The following is a 15,038-nucleotide window of genomic DNA, read 5'->3' on the forward strand; positions in this document are numbered from 1 at the left end:
AAGCTTGAACGCTTATAGCATCTCGCATTATGGCTTTGTAGCAGATCATCATTATTTAATCACCACATTGGCAGCCACCGCAATTTGGTAGATAATTTGGGTGATGTCTTTCACTGCTTGCATGGTTTTGGTGTCGATTTTTGGCAATACTAGAATCTGATCGCCACGTTGTATTTTGGCGGTTTTATCAAATATCACGACGCCGTTTGCGCGTACGATTGAGATACGTTCGTCTTCAGCTCTGTCGGTGAAACCACCTGCCCATGCAACATAATCATCAATGGTCGCATTAGGGTTAAATACTACCGCTTGTGGCATTAACACTTCACCGCCAACTTGAATCAGGTCGGTGTAATGTGGAATGACAATTTGATCGCCCTTCTCTAATAAGATATTTGCCGTGACACCACGATCCGAAACAATCACTTTACCTAAGGGGTTAACCTTTCTCGCTTTTTCGGAAAAAGCCATCACCATTTCAGCTTCTTTAGCGCGAATAGCGGCTTCACCGTCGGACGATGCAGGGGCGGTGAATACACTTCGCTCTAATCTATCAAGTGAATCAGATAGCATCTGTTTTTGACGTTCAGCAACACTTTTACGAAGAATGTAAATGGATTTATTATCGGTAAGCTCTGGATTAATCGGGATGTGGCTCAATAGATCATGCAGACGTGTACTTTTTTTCACTGCAAAATATGATGGGCCTAAGTAACTCCCGGTTACTTGTACATCAATCACCTGTGCATGTAGGTCATCATTAAAAATGACGTTATCGCCATCTTGAAGTTCAAAGGCTAAAAAATCGTTATATTCAAGATAAACCGAAAATGGGCCAGTAATTCGATTCCCAAAAACGCCAACATGACTAATTTTAGCCATTGGCCTTGCATAACTGGCTATCTCTTTACCCGATGAAATAGACTCAGTTAACTCAAAACGGAAAGGATTACGTACCCCACCAGCGACGGTAATCGCTGCGCTTTGTGGTTTAACTAGAATCACATCTTTATCTTTAAAAGTTATTTGAGGGAGCTTACCTGATTGAATAAACTCATATAAATCGACCTCTTTTAATACTTTATTATTACGAAGTATCTGAACTTTTCGGTAACTACCTCTTTCCGAATCGATGCCCCCCGCGCGCTTTAAGAAATAAAGCAAACTATCAGATGCCATGCCTGCATATTGTCCTGGTCGAATAATCGCACCTGAAAGGTAAACACTGACTGGTGTTGCCGTTAATAAATTAACGTAAACTTCAACATTATGCGTGTAAATCGCTTTTATTTTTGAGCTAACCAGAGTGTTAATATCACTCGCAGGTACACCCGCTACACTAATCGGCCCAATATTAGGGATAAAAATATTACCTTGATTATCTACGGTTGGTACATCGGCATAATTTACGCCACCCCATAACCAAATATTGATTTTATCGCCAGGCGCGATCAGGTAGTTTTCGTTCAAACCATCCGTACGCTCAGATTCATACCCCCCTGCAAAAATATTTGCGCCATAAGGAGGAGGAAAGTCTTCCCCTGATGAGGGTAATAATTCACTAATATCAACTTCACCCGGTAACAACACGCCTTGACGCGCTGTTTTGCTATAACTGCCATTTTGTAGCGTTTGCAATGCAGAAGGACTCGTTAGTGTAGGAATACTATCGGTTGTATTTGCTGTGGTATCGGTGCTACTTGGCTCAAAGGCAGCTAGGGCAAATTGAGTAAAACCAAGCAGTAATATTGCATTGAGCGATTTAGTTATTATTTTTATCATCATTATTCCGTTTATTACAGCTCAATATAAGCGCTTGATTCTATGATTTGTTTCTCCATAAACCATGCTTTATCCGCTTCATTATTTGCATTAATAAAAGGAATTTCACAGGCAACACGCTTCTCTACATTCTCTGTTTCATCTGTAATTTTAAGTTCACGGCAAGGAGTACCTAACGCAGAGATGTATAGTGCTTCTAGCTCAATTTTATATTTTTCGTGCTCTAGAGAGCTTTGTTGCGGGTTTGATAGTAACGACCAGTATTGTGAAGGGATCTCTTTTTCAGTTGGTTTTGTTTGAGATGCAGAGACCAGAGGAATAGAAGCACTTACTTCACGTGGTTTACTTGTACAACCAGCGAGTAACAATACAAATATCACGGCATTTATTAAGGGTAATTTAAACATTTTTATAAACTTAATTCATCGTTAGTTTGGTTAATTTTTAGCTTCATTTCTTTGCAATGAGACGCAATGGCACAAAGATATTTTTATGCGACCCAGTTAAAACTAACTAGTGTGTTGTATTTTAAGCGCTAAATATATAGAAACCGCGCTTTTAAAGCAATTGTAACGTCTACAAATAATCAAACATCAACGCGAAATCACATCAAGGCAATAAAATCACAAATATGGTAATTAAATTAACAATAACTAAACCCTGTTTATTTTTTCGGTATTTAACGGTTCTTTTTGCAACGATTGATTAACTATTTATACAAGATCCAATCAATCTATTCATTAAATACGCAATAAAGGTGACATTCGCTTAGTGTGGCTAAATATTATTCCCCCTGCTAAAAAGTTTTGTATTGAGTACTGTTTGACGTAGTTAAATATAGAGCAAGGGCAAAGTATATTGTGTAGCCCCGCAGGGCAACCATTTTTACTGTGTTTCCACCTATTGATGTGGAATAACCACACATAATAAGCTCAGTCTTGTATAAACAGTAAAATGGGGCTTGTTTAATTTTCATTGTTCCGTTGATTGCTCGATAACATTAAATGTAAATAATTAATGTAATTACATCGGTATTGGTTAAAATACGTTTTTATTTTCCAACTGCTATATAAAGGAACTTCCCGAATGACAGTTAAGACTCGTTTTGCCCCAAGCCCAACTGGGTTTTTACACGTAGGTGGTGCACGTACCGCACTTTACTCTTGGTTATACGCAAAAAACCAAGGTGGTGAATTTGTATTACGTATTGAAGATACTGATCTTGAGCGCTCAACTCAAGAAGCCGTTGATGCAATTCTAGAAGGCATGAGCTGGTTAGGTCTTGATTGGGACGAAGGCCCTTATTACCAAACAAAGCGTTTTGACCGTTACAATGAAATGGTTGAAAAACTATTAGCTGAAGATAAAGCCTATAAATGCTACGCGCCGAAAGAGCTTCTTGATGAGATTCGCGCAGAACAAGAGGCTAACAAAGAGATGGCACGCTACGATGCGAGCCACCCTAAAATTGTTGCTGTAAACGCAGCCGCAACAGAAGATACCCCTGCTGTTATCCGTTTCCGTAACCCAAAAGACGGTACTGTGGTATTTAAAGATGAGATCCGTGGTGATATCGAAATCGCTAACAGTCAGTTAGATGACTTAATTATCCGTCGTACTGATGGCGCACCTACTTACAACTTCTGTGTTGTAGTGGATGATTGGGATATGGGTATTACACACGTTGTCCGTGGTGAAGATCATATCAACAATACCCCTCGTCAAATCAATATCTATGAAGCATTAGGCGCACCTGTTCCAACATTTGCACACTGTGCAATGATTTTAGGCGATGATGGCGCAAAACTTTCGAAACGTCATGGCGCTGTTTCTGTGATGCAATATCGTGATGAAGGCTACCTGCCCAATGCACTGAACAACTACTTAGTTCGCTTAGGTTGGTCACACGGAGACCAAGAGGTTTTCTCTGAGCAAGAGATGATTGACCTGTTTAGTTTAAGCAATGTCAGTAAATCAGCGTCTGCCTTTAACACAGATAAACTACTTTGGTTAAACAACCACTATATCAAAACATCAGCTCCTGAATATGTTGCCGGTTACCTACAATGGCACATGGATGAGCAAAAAATTGATATGACGACAGGGCCAGCGTTAACAGAAGTAATTTCGGCACTTTCGGAAAAAGTAAAAACGTTAGTTGAGTTGGCTGCTTCAAGCCGTTACTTCTATGAGGAATATGAAGCCTTTGATGCTACTGCGGCTAAAAAACATTTACGTCCTGTTGCTAAAGATGCATTGGCTTTAGTTCAAACTAAGCTGGCAGCATGTGAAGATTGGACGGATGCAACACTGCAACAAATCATTCAAGATACTGCTGATGAATTAGAAGTAGGTATGGGCAAAGTGGGTATGCCACTGCGTGTTGCGATCACAGGTGCAGGTCAATCACCATCTCTTGATGTTACTTTACGTTTAATTGGTAAAGAGCGAAGCATTACGCGTATTTCGCGTGCGCTTGAATTTATTGCACAAAGAGAAGCAAACCAATAAGACTGAAACCGGGAAGGTTGAAAGCTCGAAGGCTCGAAGGCGGGAAAGCAGGAGCATTTTTGCCTTCCAGCACTTTTCTACCTTCCAGCCTTAAAGCGATTTTTACCTTCTAGCCTTATTGTTATACCTTCAAGCGTTTTTTTACCTTCTAGCGCTTTTTGCTTTAAACCTTCAAGCCTTGTTGTTATACTTTTGACTGTTAACAAAACACCATTTCATTATGGGGCTATAGCTCAGCTGGGAGAGCGCTTCGCTGGCAGCGAAGAGGTCTGCGGTTCGATCCCGCATAGCTCCACCACCTTCTACACCTTTTATATTTAAATGTTTGGCGAATCAGTAAATACAAACAGCGAACACAAATCCCTTTTTTCCTATGACGATAATCAAAAGTAAATCATTAACTGTTCGCTATCATTGAACTTATTACTTAAACTGACAACTAACATCCAAAATTTACATAACTAACCCCTATACTGTGGCATGACAGTATTACGAGCACGATTTGTTACAAATCTATTAAATTGTATAAGGCTTCTTCATGAACACATTTTACAAGAACCACTCACTTAGTTTTATTGCATTGTTTTTATTCACCTTAACGGGATGTAATGAAAACACCACCACCAATGTAGCACCACCGCCACCTCACGTTATTATTGAAACAATCAAAGAAAGTAACATTCAACCTGAAATCGCATTTATTGGTCGGACAGAAGCCACCGAAGATGTTTCCATTCGTGCTCAAGTCGAAGGAGTGTTATTAAAAAGACATTTTACTGGTGGAGATGATGTCGAAAAAGGTGATTTATTGTTTGAACTTGATCCTGCGCCTTATCAAACAGCAGTTAATCAACAAAAAGCAGCGTTAAAACATGCACAATCAGCCTATGAAATTGCAAAGAATCGTTGGCAACGCGGGCAAAAGCTCAGTAAAACCGGCGCAATATCTGAATTAGATATTGATGAATTAACCAGTAGTATGAATCAGACCGAATCTGACGTGGCAATTAATCAAGCAGCATTAGATACTGCATTATTAAATCTTTCTTACACCAAAATTATGGCCCCGATCTCAGGTCGAATTAGCCGTTCATTAGTGAGTACGGGTGATCTTATTACGGCCAATAACATCGAGTTAGCAACTTTAGTCCAATTAAACCCTATTTGGGTTAACTTTCAAATATCTGAAAAAACCTTAACCAAGTCTAGACAAGCAATTGAAGGTGGCAATAATGTTGATGCAGAGAGCTTGACTGTTACTATCAATTTGAGCGAGAAACATGACTATGAACACACTGGTTACATTGACTTTATCGATAACCGTGTTGACCAGAGCACCGGGACATTAGCTATTCGAGCTAAATTTATTAATCCCGATGCTAAGTTACTTCCAGGGCAATATACTAACCTAACGGTGAAACTTCCTGATGATCAACGTTTACTCCTTATTTCTCAAGCTGCTGTTCAAGAGGAGCAACAGGGTCGCTTTGTATTAGTGGTTAATAATGAAAATAAAATAGAGAAGCGCATGGTAACACTAGGCGATCGACATGATGTACGCTGGGAGGTGCTAAAAGGATTAAAAGAGGGAGAAAAAATAGTCGTTGAAGGGTTACAAAAAGTACGTGTTGGTGTGGTGGTAGATGCAACCGAACAAACTGAAACACCTTTCAATAGTAACAGCACTCAATAGGTAATCACTATGATCAGTCAATTTTTTATTCATCGACCGAAATTTGCGTTTGTTATCTCAATTATACTGACATTAGCAGGTACCTTATCTATTCCAATCTTATCTGTGGCAGAATTTCCAGAAATTGCCCCTCCTCAGGTAAGCGTAACAACAAGTTACCGCGGTGCGAGCGCCGAAACCGTTAAGTCGACCGTAGCTCAAGCGATTGAATCATCAGTCAACGGGGTTGAAGATATGTTATATATGTCTTCAAGTAGTGCAAACGATGGCAGTTATTCCCTCAGTATCACCTTTGAAGTTGGTACTGATGCCGATATGGCACAGGTGAATGTGCAAAACCGTGTCACTAAAGTCATGGCAACACTGCCACCAGAAGTACAACAAGCAGGCGTTTCAGTTAAAAAGAAATCGCCTAACATGTTACTTGTAGTGAATCTTAACTCACCAAATGAAACCTTTGATTCTCTGTTTTTAAGTAACTACGCGAATATCAATATTAAAGACTCGCTTGCTCGCCAACCAGGGGTTTCTGAAGTTCAGATAATTGGTGCAATGGATTACGCCATGCGTATTTGGTTAGATCCCAACAAAATGGCCGACTTAAACGTAACCAGCGAAGATGTCATTGCGGCGATTCGTGAACAAAATATTCAAGTGGCGGCTGGCCGAATTGGCGCATCACCTTCTTCTAAAGATCAGCGTTTTCAATACACATTACAAACCAAAGGTCGTTTCCAGACACCGGAAGAGTTTTCCGAAATTATGATTCGTGCCAACCCAGATGGTTCAAAGGTTTACTTAAATGCCGTGGCGCGTATAGAGCTTGGTTCAAGTAGTTATGACGCAGAGGGTAAGTTTAATCATAAACCTTCTGCGATCATCGCTGTATACCAATCACCGGGTGCCAATGCGCTTGAAGTTGCTGACGCTATCAAAGAAGACCTAAATCGCTTATCGAAAAACTTCCCATCGGATATTGAAAGTGTAGTGGCTTACGATACGACCGAATCCGTTAGTGCTTCGATTGCTGAAGTAATAGAAACACTATTGGTCGCAATCGCGTTAGTTATTTTTATTGTATATCTATTTTTGCAAGATGTTCGTTCAACCTTGATCCCCGCCATTGCTATCCCTGTTTCGTTAATCGGTACCTTTGCGTTCATGCTCGCGATAGGCATGAGCATTAATACGATTTCATTGTTTGCTTTAGTGCTCGCAATCGGCATCGTGGTTGATGATGCTATCGTTGTTATCGAAAACGTCACACGATTAATGGAAGACGAAGGGCTTTCCCCCAAAGAAGCCACCGAAAAAGCGATGAAGGAGGTAACGGGTCCAATTATTGCGACAACGTTAGTTTTATTAGCCGTATTTGCACCCACTGCAGTTATGCCGGGTATTACCGGGCAAATGTATGCACAGTTCTCTATCACTATCTGTATATCGGTTCTTATTTCATCGGTCAATGCATTAACCTTAAGCCCTGCATTAGCAGCGACGGTATTACGTAAACCTAAAAAGCACAGCAAAGGCTTCCATTTTCTGTTTAATAAATACTTTGATAAATTAACCGACCGCTACAGTGCATTAGTAAGTTTACTCGTTAGGAGGTTATTGATTGTTGGTGTTGGTTTTGCCGTGTTAATGGGTGCGCTCCTAATACTTGCCAATAATACGCCCTCTGGTTTTATTCCACTTGAAGATAAAAAGTCTTTCATGGTTGATATTCAGCTACCTGATGGCGCCTCTTTAAATAGAACCGAAAAGGTGATGGATGAACTAGTGACCATTACTGCTGATGAACCCGGTGTTGCCGATGTAATACATGTCAGTGGCTACAGCATTATGACAGGTTCAGTTGCCTCAAATGGGGGCTTATTAATTGTGACGCTAGATAATTGGGATGAGCGAAGCGAAAAAAATATGCATCAAAACGCAATTATTGCACGCTTACAGGCTAAGTATAATGCCCTACCAAGCGCTAAAGTAATGGCTTTTGCGTTGCCTTCTATTCCCGGTTTAGGCTCGACGAGTGGTTTATCATTTGTACTGCAAGATACGCAAGGACGAAGTCCAGAGCAGTTATCACAGGTGATGGGATCATTTATTTTAACCCTTAATAGTTTGCCCGAGGTTGCTTTTTCATTCAGTAATTTCCGCTCAAATGTACCACAGATGTTTGTCGATATTAATCGTAAAAAAGCCAAAGATTTAGGCATCGAACTATCGGTTATTTTTAACACTCTACAAACACAATTAGGTGGCTATTATGTGAATGACTTTAACCGTTTTGGTAAGGTATTCAATGTGATGGTTCAGGCTGATAATCAGTATAGGGATAGCGAAAAAGATATTAATCGCTTTTATGTGCGTACCAAAAACAACGAAATGGTTCCACTCAGTACCTTGGTTGAGGTCAGCCCAATGCTTGGCCCTGAATCGGTAAAACAATACAACTTGTTTAGTTCGACCGACATTAATATATTCCCGGCCCCGGGATACAGTACCGGTGAAGCAATTGCAGCTGTTGAGCGAGCGGTTAATACCTTGCCTTCTGGTTATAGCTATGAATGGACAGGGCAAACCTTTCAAGAGTTAAAAGCAGGTAATTTAGCGCCCTTTATTTTTGCTCTGGCCTTCCTATTTACTTACTTGTTCTTAGTTGCGCAGTATGAAAGTTGGACGATTCCAGTTGCCGTAATGCTTGCTGTGCCGTTAGCTATTTTGGGTGCATTCGTTTATCTTAAAATAATGGGCGTTGAGCTTAATTTATATGCACAAATAGGGTTAGTTTTATTAATTGGCCTTGCTAGTAAGAGTGCGATACTCATTGTTGAATTTGCCAAAGAGCTTCGTGAAGGCGGGAAGTCGACCATTGAGGCGGCCATTGAAGCCGGTCGTTTACGCTTCAGAGCAGTATTAATGACAGGTTTGTCCTTTGTGTTAGGTGTTATTCCGTTAGTGCTAGCAACAGGTGCCGGTGCAGAAAGCCGCAAATCATTAGGTTATGCAGTATTGGGGGGAATGGTTGCCTCGGTCATACTAGCAACGGTCCTCGTGCCTATCTTCTATGCAATAATGCAAAAGATGCGTGAAGCGGCAAAAGCACCTAACGATAAACCCGTGTTATTGGATGAGGATGATAAATAATAGAAGCTGGAAAGCTAAAAGCTAAAAATCCCCAACTCAGTCGCTGAGTTGGGGATTTTTTTATATGGGTATCGAAACTATATCAATGAAATTCGCAATAACAGATTATTAGTAGATGATTTAACGCCGAAATTAGCGCAAGTAGCGGTATTGTATCGCTTTGCTTATCCAGAGCTGAGGTTAACTATCTTGCGGGTTAAAATAATAGATAACTGAGCGGTATTCAGTCGCGCGCCTTGTTCTCTATTATTTTTCCTCCATAAGTAATGACCACAATATTACGCAAAATGCTATAACAACAGGGTAGGATGCATTTTAACAAGTAAGACAGTTCGCCCTTTCATTATTTTGCTATGAATAGAGGTGTTGTGCCTAAATTAAAAAGCGGGATAACTCTTCTGTTTAAAGTAAGCTTCAACTGACAGCAGTTCATCGTCGAATTGTTCATCACGTTTAATTGAAATGCTGGCATCTTTCATAATTAAACTTAAACCACTGACACGATCTGTTAACTCATCATCAACTAACTCTGCTAGTGTGAAATATAACTTAACCGCATTTTCTTGCGTTAATTCAGGGTTCACGATCTGAATATCAATTAATCTACAAGCTGGATATGGTAATTCAATATCCATCAACTGCAAAATATTTCCACCTGATAAATCCGCATCAACATTATCTGTACGAATTAACCCATCTTGGTTTATCCATGAAGTAAGCGTACTCTGCAACGTACAATCATATAATTCAACGTAAGAGGTATTACATATTTTTAAAGTGCCTTGGCAATAAGAGAGGTAATCAACGCTACGATTTTCAGGTGCACTCAAACGTTTCACATAGTGATAAAACTTTTGCATCGCTTGATAATTGGTCACATTAATTTTGGTAACCTTAATTGCAGGATGTTCTGATAACAAACGTTTAATTGCAGTTGATGCTTGTTCATATAAGGCTCCTGTATTTGCAGGAAAAGCAAAATCGGCTTGAATCGCTTCATAACCTTCACTAACTCGATAATAACCAACCTCTTGTTGATAACTTATTTCCATTAATGTTTGTCCAGCAATCGGAGTACCTTGTTGCTCAATATCAACATTTAACTCACCAAGTAACACAGACAGCTGATCGCTTTCATTAACATGAGACAGGGTGATAATCGACTCGACACCTGATTTTTCTTCATTAAATAGTACCATTGGATCCAAGCCATCTTCATCGATATGAATCGCAACGCGCTCTTCAATATTTTGTTTTTTACGACGTTCCTGTCTACCTAACGGCTCAGCTACTTTATAAAAATCAAATTCAGTACTGTTTTTATGTTTAAAGTGGTTAGCGACTGCGTAAAGTAGCGCACACAAAAGTAACCATCCAAGATATACAAAAATAGAAATAGCCAACAAAAAGCTTATTTGAATAAAAAATAACGCGATAACACCTATACTACTGAGTGCAATAAATAGGGCGCTTAAGTGCTCGCTAATTTTCTCTAAGTTTATTGTTTTCATTATAAAATTCAGTCTATTGGATTAGAAACAGAGTATGTTACTAGGGAATTCATTTTTTCCTACTATTTATCGCCTTATTGCCCTATTTAATCAAACTCGGTCACCTTTTCTAACTCATAAAAGGATTCTGTGATGGTATCTAACTTTTCATCGAGTAAACGTCGCGCATCATTCAAACCTTGGTTGTAATAAACACCCCCGACTTTTTCACTGAAAAAATCTAATAAAAATTCCGCATCAAAATCACCAATCTCTTGATCCAGCTCTTTGTCGAAATAGCGTTGAATCTCAGTGACTAATCTTATTTTTTGATCCGCTGAAAATTGAATGTTTGCCATGTTTGCTCCGTTATAAATGATGATTGAGTCTATTTTAATTCGGTAATATTGATTTGCTGACTTGCTGGTTGTAAATCTTTATATAAATTAATGGCAAGTGTTTCAGCTAACGCAAGGTAGGGTTCGACTAACGTATTTTGTTCGCATTTGCTGACCGTTGGCACCCCTTGATCGCTATCTTGTCGATAATTGATATGCAACGGGAGTTTACCTAAAAATGGCAGTGAGAATTGCGCAGCTAATTGTTCGCCTCCACCAGTGCCAAATATTGCTTCACTGTGCCCACAAGCTGAGCAGGTAAAAAGACTCATATTTTCAATAATACCGGATATGTGGGTATCCACTTTATTGAACATGGTTACCCCTTTTTTAGCATCAATCAGCGCAACATCTTGAGGTGTTGTCACAATCACGGCACTACTTATCGGTACATGTTGCGACATAGTTAATTGAATATCCCCCGTCCCTGGAGGCATATCGACAACTAAGTAATCAAGCGCTGGCCATGCTGTTTCATTTAACACTTGTTGTAACGCTTTACTGGCCATTGGGCCACGCCAAATCATCGCATCAGCTTCTGCCACTAAAAAACCAATACTATTACAAACAATACCGTGCGCTTCTATCGGCAACATTAGCTTACCATCAGCAGTGCTTGGTTGCGCATCTTTAACACCTAATAACGTGGGCAATGAAGGCCCATAAATATCGGCATCTAACATGCCTACTTTGGCGCCATTTTTAGATAACGCTAACGCTAAATTAACACTCACCGTTGATTTTCCGACGCCTCCCTTCCCCGATGCCACAACAATAATATTTTTTATGTTAGCTAATGCTGTTTTACTGCCTGCGCTTTGTAGGGCAACAATATCGTAATTAATAACCCAGTTTAAAGGTTGTGCTAAAAGCGCCGTTATTTTGTCGCTATTTTTTTGTTGTAGTTGCGCTAACCAGCTAGGCGCATAAAAAGGCAGATTAACGGTCAGTGTTACTGACTTTTCATCAAAGCTTATACGTTTATCTTGCTGCAATTTTTTAAGTAATGCGTCATTATCAGCATCACTTAGCTGCGCGATAATTTTGTCAACGGTACTGGTTTTTTTAAATAACATAACAATCCTGTTGATGGGAGGGAGCAGGATATCAGTTTAACAAATACCTGCGCTATTTCATCCTCAATTTAGGAGTGGGCTTTATGGGTTGAATTGGGTAGAATTATCCCCTTAAAAAATAGTCCACAGCTAAAATAGGAATAACCATAAAATGGCTAATCAAGATCGTAATATCCTTGTTACTTGCGCCCTCCCCTATGCAAATGGCCCCATCCATTTAGGGCATATGCTTGAGCATGTACAAGCAGACATTTGGGTTCGCTTCCAACGTTTACGTGGTAATAATATCCACTTTGTTTGTGCCGATGATGCGCACGGCACAGCGATAATGCTTAAAGCACAAGAGATGGGGATCACCCCAGAGCAACTCATTGCAGATGTGCAAGCTTCACACGAAAAAGATTTTTCTGGTTTTAACATTAGTTTTGATAACTACCACTCTACACACTCCGAAGAAAACAAAGCGTTATCATCACAGATATACCTCAGCTTGCGTGATAATGATTACATCACCAAAAAAGTGGTTTCACGTTTATACGATCCTGAAAAAGAGATGTTTTTAGCCGATCGTTTTGTAAAAGGCACTTGCCCGAAATGTAAGGCAGAAGACCAATACGGCGACAACTGCGATGTGTGTGGCGCGACCTATAGCCCGATTGAGATGCTTAACCCTAAATCTGTTGTTTCTGAAGCAACACCTGTCATGAAAGATACTGAAAACTTCTTTTTTGACCTGCCACAGTTCGAAGATATGTTAAAAATTTGGACCAAATCAGGCGCGCTACAAAGCGAAGTGGCAAATAAGCTAGCTGAATGGTTTGAAAGTGGATTAAAAGGTTGGGATATCACTCGTGACGCCCCTTATTTTGGTTTTGAAATTCCAGATGCACCAGGTAAGTTCTTTTATGTTTGGATGGATGCCCCGATTGGCTACATGGGCAGCTTTAAAAACCTGTGTGATCGCACAGAGGGCTTAAATTTTGATGATTACTGGAAAACTGACAGCACCGCTGAGTTACACCATTTCATCGGTAAAGACATTATCAACTTCCACGGTCTATTTTGGCCTGCAATGCTTGAAGGTGCAGGTTTCCGTAAACCAACAGGCGTTCATGTTCACGGTTACGTTAATGTAAACGGCGAAAAAATGTCTAAATCTAAAGGGACTTTCATTAAAGCGAGCACTTACTTAGAAAATTTAGACCCGGAATGTTTACGTTATTACTATGCAGCAAAGCTCACTTCACGCGTTGCTGATTTAGACTTAAACCTTGAAGACTTCTCACAACGCGTAAATACCGATGTTGTGAATAAGTTAGTTAATCTTGCTTCACGCACAGCGGGTTTTATTGCTAAAAAATATGATGGTCAGTTATCACAAGCAGTTGCTGAGCCTGCGCTTTATCAACAGTTTATTGATGCAAGTGATTCGATTGCCGAGCAATTTGAGAATCGTGAATTTGCGCGTGCTATTCGTGAAATCATGGCACTGGCTGATCTGGCGAATAAATATATCGATGAGCAAGCACCCTGGGCATTAGCGAAGGAGGAAGGTAAAGAGTTAGAAGTTCAAGCTATCTGCTCAATGGGTATCAACCTATTCCGTGTATTGATGACTTACCTTAAACCTATTATGCCAAAACTGGCTGAGCGTAGTGAAGCATTCTTAAATGAAACACTCTGCTGGGAGAGCATTAAAACACCTCTTGAAGGTCATCAGATCAACAAATTCAAAGCATTATTCCAACGCATCGATGTTAAACAGGTCGAAGCGATGGTTGAAAGCTCTAAAGATAGCATTGAAGCAGACAAAGCAGCTAAAGCGGCCGTTGCAGCTGCGGAGCTTGAAGCTTCTAAATCAGAGCTAGATAAAGAGCCACTCGCACCAGAAATTGATTTTGATACGTTTGCAAAAACAGATTTACGTGTTGCCTTAATCGCAAAAGCGGAGCATGTGCCAAAGGCGAATAAACTACTTAAGTTAACCCTTGATTTAGGTGGTGAAACGCGCACGGTGTTTGCAGGAATTAAGTCAGCTTATACACCTGAAGAGTTACAAGGTAAATTGACCGTGATGGTAGCAAACCTTGCACCACGCCAAATGAAGTTTGGCTTATCAGAGGGCATGGTATTAGCGGCGGGTCCTGGTGGCAAAGAGATCCATATCTTAAACCCTGACGATGGTGCAAAACCTGGTCAGCGAATCATGTAAAACAACGCCATAGTCATAGAAAGCGCTTGTTAACCACCGAGTTAACAAGCGCTTTTTTGTTTCAAGGCTACACTTTATAGCGTTAATCTCAGTTAATAAGGATATCGTTATGCGTTGTATGTTTTGCCAGAAAGAAGTATTTGATGAAAATGATCATCTAGGGAAACCAATCTCAATACCTAGTCGCGGTGTGGCGCACTCTCAATGCGCTGAAGAAGATTTAATTGAAAAACGTATTTTTGGTTCAATTCATATCACAGAGATTTCATTGGAAGATCTATATGAACTTCGAGAGTTAGTTAAAACAGAAATAAATGAACGTGTGAAACGTAATAATGAAGCAGCAAATCAACAGGAGTCCCCTTGATTTTCTGTTAGAATGGAGAGCGACGACAAAATCAAATAAAGGATCTCTCCAACAATGAAAAAGTATTGCTTAGCAACGGTTGGCTTATTTACTGGGTTAATTGCCATTTCATACCTACACTTTCTATTTGGAAATAGTTTTTCGGGTGCCGATGCCCACAGTAACTATATCTTCTCATACGGCTATGTAGTACTGCTTTTAGGTTGCATTTTAGCGATGTCTTGGGGAAATATCAGCTCCTTTGAAGAGTATCAAAAGAGTATTAACGAAGATAAACGATTTGGTTTGAAGCTCGGTGCCGTGTTTGGCGTTACCGCTGTCATGTTAATGTTTACAGCAGCCTTCATTTAAAACATAAA

Annotated in this window: 11 protein-coding genes and 1 tRNA gene; 7 read left to right on the top strand and 5 right to left on the bottom strand. The window is 40.0% G+C overall.

The genetic code is table 11. The features are described 5' to 3' along the window. Positions 1 to 51 precede the first annotated feature (51 nt). Both CW745_RS03700 and CW745_RS03705 read right to left on the bottom strand, forming a co-directional pair. On the bottom strand, positions 52 to 1,785 hold the full coding sequence (locus CW745_RS03700; protein ID WP_238596685.1) for a polysaccharide biosynthesis/export family protein: 1,734 nt from the start codon (positions 1,783 to 1,785) through the stop codon (positions 52 to 54). An 11-nt stretch (positions 1,786 to 1,796) separates the two neighbouring features. Next, positions 1,797 to 2,189, bottom strand: coding sequence for a hypothetical protein (locus CW745_RS03705; protein WP_101107179.1), 393 nt, complete (start codon positions 2,187 to 2,189; stop codon positions 1,797 to 1,799). Between the two features lie 679 nt (positions 2,190 to 2,868). Between CW745_RS03705 and gltX the strand changes: the two genes are divergently transcribed. From gltX to CW745_RS03725, 4 genes are all read left to right on the top strand, one after another. Beyond that, positions 2,869 to 4,293 carry a glutamate--tRNA ligase gene (gene gltX / locus CW745_RS03710; RefSeq protein WP_101107180.1) on the top strand — a complete coding sequence of 475 codons (1,425 nt, stop codon included), beginning with the start codon at positions 2,869 to 2,871 and terminating at the stop codon, positions 4,291 to 4,293. 222 nt (positions 4,294 to 4,515) lie between these two features. Then, positions 4,516 to 4,591, top strand: a tRNA-Ala gene (locus tag CW745_RS03715). A gap of 240 nt (positions 4,592 to 4,831) precedes the next feature. After that, entirely contained in the window at positions 4,832 to 5,986 is a 1,155-nt protein-coding gene (locus CW745_RS03720; protein ID WP_101107181.1) for an efflux RND transporter periplasmic adaptor subunit, read from the top strand. Between the two features lie 9 nt (positions 5,987 to 5,995). After that, complete coding sequence (locus tag CW745_RS03725; RefSeq protein ID WP_101107182.1) at positions 5,996 to 9,136, top strand: multidrug efflux RND transporter permease subunit; 3,141 nt, start codon at positions 5,996 to 5,998, stop codon at positions 9,134 to 9,136. Positions 9,137 to 9,513: 377 nt separating this feature from the next. Here CW745_RS03725 and CW745_RS03730 read toward each other — a convergent pair whose 3' ends face one another. From CW745_RS03730 to apbC, 3 genes are all read right to left on the bottom strand, one after another. Further along, complete coding sequence (locus CW745_RS03730; protein WP_101107183.1) at positions 9,514 to 10,647, bottom strand: hypothetical protein; 1,134 nt, start codon at positions 10,645 to 10,647, stop codon at positions 9,514 to 9,516. 86 nt (positions 10,648 to 10,733) lie between these two features. Beyond that, positions 10,734 to 10,985 (bottom strand): DUF2164 domain-containing protein, encoded by a 252-nt coding sequence (locus CW745_RS03735; RefSeq protein ID WP_101107184.1) that lies wholly within the window; start codon positions 10,983 to 10,985, stop codon positions 10,734 to 10,736. 29 nt (positions 10,986 to 11,014) lie between these two features. After that, positions 11,015 to 12,100 carry an iron-sulfur cluster carrier protein ApbC gene (apbC, locus tag CW745_RS03740; protein WP_101107185.1) on the bottom strand — a complete coding sequence of 362 codons (1,086 nt, stop codon included), beginning with the start codon at positions 12,098 to 12,100 and terminating at the stop codon, positions 11,015 to 11,017. Positions 12,101 to 12,251: 151 nt separating this feature from the next. Here apbC and metG point away from each other — a divergent pair, with 151 nt between their 5' ends. The 3 genes from metG (at position 12,252) to CW745_RS03755 (ending at position 15,030) form a co-directional block, all read left to right on the top strand. Further along, a complete protein-coding gene (gene metG, locus CW745_RS03745; protein WP_101107186.1) occupies positions 12,252 to 14,312 on the top strand; it encodes a methionine--tRNA ligase in 2,061 nt (686 codons plus the stop codon). Positions 14,313 to 14,421: 109 nt separating this feature from the next. Beyond that, positions 14,422 to 14,679, top strand: coding sequence for a hypothetical protein (locus CW745_RS03750; protein ID WP_101107187.1), 258 nt, complete (start codon positions 14,422 to 14,424; stop codon positions 14,677 to 14,679). Between the two features lie 54 nt (positions 14,680 to 14,733). Continuing rightward, the gene (locus CW745_RS03755; protein ID WP_101107188.1) at positions 14,734 to 15,030 is read left to right on the top strand and encodes a hypothetical protein; all 297 of its coding nucleotides are present in this window, start codon (positions 14,734 to 14,736) and stop codon (positions 15,028 to 15,030) included. Positions 15,031 to 15,038: the final 8 nt, after the last annotated feature.

The organism is Psychromonas sp. psych-6C06 (assembly GCF_002835465.1).
Taxonomy (GTDB): domain Bacteria; phylum Pseudomonadota; class Gammaproteobacteria; order Enterobacterales; family Psychromonadaceae; genus Psychromonas.

What these genes read in the sequence shown, in the direction of transcription:
- CW745_RS03700 (WP_238596685.1), bottom strand. Translation starts at nt 1,785, where the DNA reads ATGATGATAAAAATAATAACTAAATCGCTCAATGCAATATTACTGCTT.
- CW745_RS03705 (WP_101107179.1), bottom strand. Translation starts at nt 2,189, where the DNA reads ATGTTTAAATTACCCTTAATAAATGCCGTGATATTTGTATTGTTACTC.
- gltX (WP_101107180.1), top strand. Translation starts at nt 2,869, where the DNA reads ATGACAGTTAAGACTCGTTTTGCCCCAAGCCCAACTGGGTTTTTACAC.
- CW745_RS03720 (WP_101107181.1), top strand. Translation starts at nt 4,832, where the DNA reads ATGAACACATTTTACAAGAACCACTCACTTAGTTTTATTGCATTGTTT.
- CW745_RS03725 (WP_101107182.1), top strand. Translation starts at nt 5,996, where the DNA reads ATGATCAGTCAATTTTTTATTCATCGACCGAAATTTGCGTTTGTTATC.
- CW745_RS03730 (WP_101107183.1), bottom strand. Translation starts at nt 10,647, where the DNA reads ATGAAAACAATAAACTTAGAGAAAATTAGCGAGCACTTAAGCGCCCTA.
- CW745_RS03735 (WP_101107184.1), bottom strand. Translation starts at nt 10,985, where the DNA reads ATGGCAAACATTCAATTTTCAGCGGATCAAAAAATAAGATTAGTCACT.
- apbC (WP_101107185.1), bottom strand. Translation starts at nt 12,100, where the DNA reads ATGTTATTTAAAAAAACCAGTACCGTTGACAAAATTATCGCGCAGCTA.
- metG (WP_101107186.1), top strand. Translation starts at nt 12,252, where the DNA reads ATGGCTAATCAAGATCGTAATATCCTTGTTACTTGCGCCCTCCCCTAT.
- CW745_RS03750 (WP_101107187.1), top strand. Translation starts at nt 14,422, where the DNA reads ATGCGTTGTATGTTTTGCCAGAAAGAAGTATTTGATGAAAATGATCAT.
- CW745_RS03755 (WP_101107188.1), top strand. Translation starts at nt 14,734, where the DNA reads ATGAAAAAGTATTGCTTAGCAACGGTTGGCTTATTTACTGGGTTAATT.